The 1,341-nt window shown below is 69.3% G+C and carries 3 protein-coding genes; all 3 read right to left on the reverse strand.

Annotated elements, in window-relative coordinates:
* A partial coding sequence (locus tag AB0I73_RS41330) for a MauE/DoxX family redox-associated membrane protein (protein WP_363045522.1) occupies nt 1-311 on the reverse strand: 311 nt, incomplete at its 3' end.
* Between the two features lie 36 nt (nt 312-347).
* Nucleotides 348-962 carry a cell wall protein gene (locus tag AB0I73_RS41335; protein ID WP_363045523.1) on the reverse strand — a complete coding sequence of 205 codons (615 nt, stop codon included), beginning with the start codon at nt 960-962 and terminating at the stop codon, nt 348-350.
* 16 nt (nt 963-978) lie between these two features.
* A partial coding sequence (locus tag AB0I73_RS41340; RefSeq protein WP_363045524.1) for an RlpA-like double-psi beta-barrel domain-containing protein occupies nt 979-1,341 on the reverse strand: 363 nt, incomplete at its 5' end.

Raw genomic sequence — 1,341 nt, forward strand, 5'->3', positions numbered from 1 at the left:
CCGCAAGAGGACTCCGGTGCCAGCGCCCGGCCGTAACCGAGATAACCGAGGAATCCGGCCCCGAGGGCGGCGGTGGCCGTGCCCGGCACCGGGCTTGTCGGCAGGGCCAGCAGTCCTATGGCGAGCAGGAGTTCCCCGGCGCCGACGGCACGCAGCACCAGTGCCGCCCGCTCGCTGCTGCGCAACATGCGGGCCAGCGCCGTCTTGGGTGCCTGGCGCACGGTGTCGCGGTTGAAGAGCTTGACCGAGCCGGTCCACCCCAGTAGGCCCGCAAGGACCAGGGGTACGAGGCTCGTTGTCAGTGAGAGCATCTTTGTCCCACCCTTCTCCCTCCTGTGATCCGGACGTCAGTGCCCGACGGAGATACGAACGATGTCCACGGAATCGTCGGACGGCCGCCAGGCCCCGAGTACCTGGGTGCTCTGTCCGATACGCAGCCGGGACAGGTCCGAGGTGAGCGCACGGCCCGCGTAGGAGGCGTTCGTCGTGTCCGGGAGGACGTGGCCGATGAACTCGTGCCGTCCGTGGGAGAGGTGCAGTCGGCTCTTCGCGATGCCGCGGATCTGGGTGTCGATGTTCACGATGTTCACCCATACCGCGTCGGCGGCGACGGTACCGTCGGGCATCGGGACACCGCGCGCATAGAGCCCGTCGCCGACCTCGATCTCGGCGGCGGTGGTGGGCTGGACCTTCCACACGCTGGTGGCGTGGGTCATCTGGACCCGGGAATGGTCACCGTAGGATCCCGCGACCTGAAGCACACTGCCGGTGATGCCGGTGATCCGGCCTTCCACGAAGGACGATGCGGAAATCGCCGGGTCGAGCGATGGCTCGGAGGCGAAGGCCGCATCGGCGTCGATCCCGCCGAGGGCGGTCGCGCCGACGATGGTTGCGCCGCTGAGGGCGGCCGTGGTGAGGAAGCGCCGGCGGCCCAGGCCGCCGTTGTCGTTCTGGCGGTACATCACGTTGAACGCCTCCTCACTCGTAGATGTAGACCGGCAGCTTGCCGGAGCTGAGGCTGCCGATGGCCGAGAAGGCGGCCGGGGTCAGGTCCAGGACCCGGTTGGTGCGGCAGGCGCCGTTGCAGCAGGCGGCCTCGCCGCACCAGCTCTTGGTGCGCGGTCCGCAGTCGGTGATCGTGATGCAGACCGTGGCGCCGGAGCACTGGTGCCTGACGTTCATGACGGAGCCGCAGCCGCGTCTGGGAATGTTCTCGCCGCACAGGTCGGGCCGGGTGATGTCCCAGCACGCCTGTGACGCGTTGGGCCAGGCGCCGTGATTCGCACTGGACCGGCAGTTGCCGCAGGCGCCGCCACCTGCGCTGCCGCACGGACCCCACGA

Source organism: Streptomyces sp. NPDC050388 (genome assembly GCF_040655635.1).
GTDB lineage: Bacteria > Actinomycetota > Actinomycetes > Streptomycetales > Streptomycetaceae > Streptomyces.